Origin of the sequence: Micromonospora phytophila (assembly GCF_023656545.1) — a bacterium.
GTDB classification, from domain to species: domain Bacteria; phylum Actinomycetota; class Actinomycetes; order Mycobacteriales; family Micromonosporaceae; genus Micromonospora; species Micromonospora phytophila.
The window spans coordinates 1-4,276 of sequence record NZ_JAMOKF010000403.1 but is presented as its reverse complement, the minus strand read 5'-3'; the positions used below and the strand labels follow the sequence as shown (position 1 = coordinate 4,276).

Genomic DNA, 4,276 nt, shown 5'->3' with positions numbered 1-4,276 from the left:
CGACCGCCCGGCAGGCCGCGGCCATCACCACCGGGTCGAACGGGCTGATGTGGTTGGCGGCCAGGATCAGCGGTCCCCGGCGCAGCGCCTCGGGGACCTCCCCGGTGACCCGCAGGCGGGCCACGAGCGCGACGACGACGCGGGCGAGCAGCTGCGCGGCCCGCCAGATCAGCGGCGGCCGCCAGGGGGAGTGGGCGGTGTCCATCAGCGCGCAATGGTCGCACGCGGGGGCCCGGGCCCCGAGGCCAGGGCAGGCCCCGGTCAGCCGGACGGGACGGCGGAGCACACGGTGCCCCCAAGATTGTGGCCGGACGGCCGGGGTGATCAGGGTCATTGGTCCCGGGCCGGTTCGGGCCCCCCGCCCCTGCCGATCCGTCTACGACGAGCAGTAGTATTTACTACGTCTCGTAGTATCCACGTCTGGGGGGTCACTGGTGGACGCGTTGGACGTCGCCCGCTGGCAGTTCGGTGTCACCACCGTCTACCACTTTCTCTTCGTGCCACTGACCATCGGCCTGTCCGTGCTGGTCGCCATCCTGCAGACCCTGTGGCACCGCACGGGCAACGAGCGCTACCTCAAGCTCACCAAGTTCTACGGCAAGCTCTTCCTGATCAACTTCGCCATGGGCGTGGTCACCGGCATCGTGCAGGAGTTCCAGTTCGGCATGAACTGGAGCGACTACTCCCGCTTCGTCGGCGACATCTTCGGCGCACCCCTGGCCATCGAGGCGCTGGTCGCGTTCTTCCTCGAATCGACCTTCATCGGCCTGTGGATCTTCGGCTGGGACCGGCTGCCCAAGCGGCTGCACCTGGCCGCCATCTGGGCCGCCGCGATCGGCACCAACCTCAGCGCGTACTTCATCCTCGCCGCGAACTCGTTCATGCAGAACCCGGTCGGCTACCGGATCAACCCCGAGTCCGGCCGCGCCGAGCTGACCGACTTCGTCGCCGTGCTCACCAACAAGGTCGCGCTGATCACCTTCCCGCACACCCTGGCCGGCGCGTTCCTGGTGGCCGGCTCGCTGCTGGTCGCGGTCGCCCTGTGGCACCTGATCCGCAACCGCGACTCGGCCGACACCCCGGCCTACCGCTTCGCCGCCAAATTCGGCTCCTGGGTCACCCTGATCTCCGCCACCGCCGTCGTGATCACCGGCGACATCCAGGGCAAGATCATGACCCAGGTGCAGCCGATGAAGATGGCCGCCGCCGAGGGCCTCTACACCACCGAGAGCCCCGCCTCGTTCTCCGTGCTCACCGTCGGCAGCCTCGACGGCACCCGCGAGCTGTTCGCCCTGAAGATCCCGTACCTGCTGTCCTACCTCGGCACCGGCGACCCCAACGGCACCGTGCAGGGCATCAACGACCTCCAGGCCCAGTACAGCGCCCAGTACGGCGCCGGCAGCTACACCCCGATCATCCCGATCACCTACTGGAGCTTCCGCTTCATGATCGCCTTCGGGTTGGCCGCCGCCGCGATCGCCCTGCTAGTGCTCTGGACCCACCGCAAGGGCCGCACCCCCACCAGCAGGTGGCTGCTGCGCGCCGGCCTGGTCATGCCGCTGCTGCCCCTGGCCGCGAACTCCTTCGGCTGGATCTTCACCGAGATGGGCCGCCAGCCCTGGATCGTCTTCGGCGAGATGCTCACCCGCGACGGCGTGTCCCGCAGCGTGTCGCTGGCCGAGGTGCTCACCTCGTTCACCGCCTTCACCCTGATCTACGCCACCCTCGCCGTGATCGAGTTGAAGCTGCTCCTGCGCTACGCCAAGGCGGGCGTGCCCGACGTGACCCCGCAGCCCGACACCGACGACACCGACGACGCCGAGCGCCCGCTCGCCTTCGCCTACTGATCACCGGAGCGCACCGTGGAACTCACCACCATCTGGTTTCTGCTCGTCGCGGTCCTGTTCACCGGGTACTTCATCCTCGAGGGCTTCGACTTCGGCGTCGGCATGCTGCTGCCCGTGCTCGGCCGCGACGACCGGGAACGCCGGGTGCTGATCAACACCATCGGCCCGGTCTGGGACGGCAACGAGGTCTGGCTGATCACCGCCGGCGGCGCCATGTTCGCCGCGTTCCCCGAGTGGTACGCCACCCTCTTCTCCGGCTTCTACCTGCCGCTGCTGCTGATCCTGCTGGCCCTCATCGCCCGCGGCGTCGCCTTCGAGTACCGCCACAAGCGCCCCGAGGCCTCGTGGAAGCGCCGCTGGGACGCGGCGATCTTCGTCGGTTCGATCGTGCCGGCGATCCTGTGGGGCGTCGCGTTCGCCAACATCCTGCGCGGCGTGCCGCTGGACGCCGACCACGAGTACGTCGGCGGCCTGGTTGACCTGCTCAGCCCGTACGCCCTGCTCGGTGGGGCGACCACCGCGGCGCTGTTCGCAACGCACGGCGCGGTGTTCATCGCCCTGAAGACCGTCGGCGACATCCGCCAGCGCGCCGGCGCCCTCGCCGTGCGCCTCGGGGTGGGCACCGCCGTGCTCGCGGTGACGTTCCTGACGTGGACGCTGACCATCCGCGCCAGCGCCGCCGCCGTCGTGTTCGCGCTCGGCGCGGCCCTCGCGCTGCTCGGCGCCCTGGCCGCCGCCCGGGTACGCCGGGAGGGGTGGGCGTTCACCGGCACCGCCGCGGCGATCGCGCTGGCCGTGGCGACGCTGTTCGCGGCGCTGTTCCCGAACGTGCTGCCGTCCACCCTCGACGCGGCCGGCACGCTGACCGCCACCAACGCCGCCTCCACCCCCTACACCCTGAAGATCATGACGTGGGTGGCGGTGGTGTTCACCCCGATCGTGCTGGCCTACCAGGGCTGGACGTACTGGGTGTTCCGCAAGCGCATCGGGGTGGCCCACATCCCGCAGCACTGATGAAGGCCGTCGGGCCGCGCGGCGTGGGGCGACCCCCTCACGCACCCGCCGCGCGGCCCGACCTTTCCCGGGCACCACCAACGCTCAGCGCGCCTCGCGCAGCTCCGCCAACCGCGCCTCGATCTCCGCCAGCTCCGCGCGCAGCTTCTCCGCCTGCTGCTCCGCCTCCGCCCGCTCCGCGGCCATGATCTGCTCGACCGCCTCGTGCACCCCCGGCACGTCCACCAGCGCCACCATCCGCAACGCCTCCGCCGGCTTCACCACGTACGGCTTCGCCAGCGACTTGCTGCCCTGCTGCGCCGCCACCGTCCACTCACCGTCGGCGTACGCCAACGTCACCGTCAACCCGGCCGGGCCCTTCGGCTTCGCCGCCTTCACCGGCCGCCGCGCCGGCTTCGCCTCCACCGTCTCCACCCTCGGCTCCTCCCGCCGCTCCTGGCGCGGCGCCGGAACCGGCTCCCGCTCCAACACGAACTCCGGCTCCACCGCGGGCTCCGGCTCCGGCTCGGACTTCGGCTCCGCCGCCCGACGCCCCGCACCCCGCGGCGCCACCGCCACGTCGGCGGGGGAGAAGGGCAACTCGTCGCGACCGAAGCGCACCACCACGAACTCGTCCGAGGCCGTCGGATCGGTCAGCTCCACCACCTGCCCCACCTGCCCGGCGATCTGGCCGGCCGAGGAGGTGAAGACCACCTTCGGCTTGCGTCCCGCCGCCAACGCCTCCCGGATGCTGCGCACCTCGTCATCGGACAACCCCTGGCCAGCAGCACCCATCAGGAACCTCTTCCCTCGTACACCTGTTCAGACGCCTGCCTTGATACCAGCCGGCTGCGACACCCGGAAGATCAACCCCCCAGCGCGCGCAACGCCCGATCCGCGTGCTCGTTCATGCCCAGCTCACTGTGGACCACCTCGACGACCCGCCCGTCGGTCCCGATCACGAAGGTCATCCGCTTCGTGCTCAACGGACCCAGCGGCAACCGTCGCCGCACCCCGAACCGCTGCGCCACCACACCGTCCGGGTCCGACAGCAACGGATAGTCGAACCCGTGCAGCCGGGAGAACTCCGCCTGCTTCGCCACCGGATCCCGGCTGATGCCCACCCGCTGCGCCCCCACCGCCGCGAACTCCGCCGCCAGATCCCGGAAGTGGCAGCTCTCGGCCGTGCACCCGCGCGTCATCGCCGCCGGATAGAAGAACAGCACCACCGGCCCCGCCGCCAGGAACTCCGACAGCCGCCGCGACGCGCCCGTCTCGTCCAGCAGCGCGAAATCCTCCACCACGTCCCCGACCGCAACCGCCACCGCGCACCTCCACCGTCGACACCGAAACGCCGCGAGCCTAGGCGATCACCCCCACACCCCGGCCACCTCACCCACCACCGCCGCCGCCTGCGCCCACCCCGCCCGCGCCGC

The 4,276-nt window shown here is 70.9% G+C and carries 4 protein-coding genes and 1 pseudogene; 2 read left to right on the top strand and 3 right to left on the bottom strand.

Going from position 1 to position 4,276, the window contains the following annotated elements; translation table 11 throughout:
• Positions 1 to 334 (bottom strand): annotated as a pseudogene (locus NCC78_RS32610) (hypothetical protein); the annotation flags it as partial.
• Positions 335 to 434: 100 nt separating this feature from the next.
• Between NCC78_RS32610 and NCC78_RS28330 the strand changes: the two are divergent.
• Together NCC78_RS28330 and cydB are read left to right on the top strand one after the other, a co-directional pair.
• Entirely contained in the window at positions 435 to 1,847 is a 1,413-nt protein-coding gene (locus NCC78_RS28330; protein ID WP_250798338.1) for a cytochrome ubiquinol oxidase subunit I, read from the top strand.
• Between the two features lie 15 nt (positions 1,848 to 1,862).
• Positions 1,863 to 2,861: a cytochrome d ubiquinol oxidase subunit II gene (gene cydB, locus NCC78_RS28325; RefSeq protein ID WP_250798336.1), complete on the top strand. Its 999-nt coding sequence runs from the start codon at positions 1,863 to 1,865 to the stop codon at positions 2,859 to 2,861.
• 84 nt (positions 2,862 to 2,945) lie between these two features.
• On the opposite strand, the gene NCC78_RS28320 is transcribed toward cydB, so the two are convergent.
• Both NCC78_RS28320 and NCC78_RS28315 read right to left on the bottom strand, forming a co-directional pair.
• Positions 2,946 to 3,635, bottom strand: coding sequence for a hypothetical protein (locus tag NCC78_RS28320; RefSeq protein WP_250798333.1), 690 nt, complete (start codon positions 3,633 to 3,635; stop codon positions 2,946 to 2,948).
• 71 nt (positions 3,636 to 3,706) lie between these two features.
• Positions 3,707 to 4,165, bottom strand: coding sequence for a peroxiredoxin (locus NCC78_RS28315; RefSeq protein ID WP_250798332.1), 459 nt, complete (start codon positions 4,163 to 4,165; stop codon positions 3,707 to 3,709).
• Positions 4,166 to 4,276 lie beyond the last annotated feature (111 nt).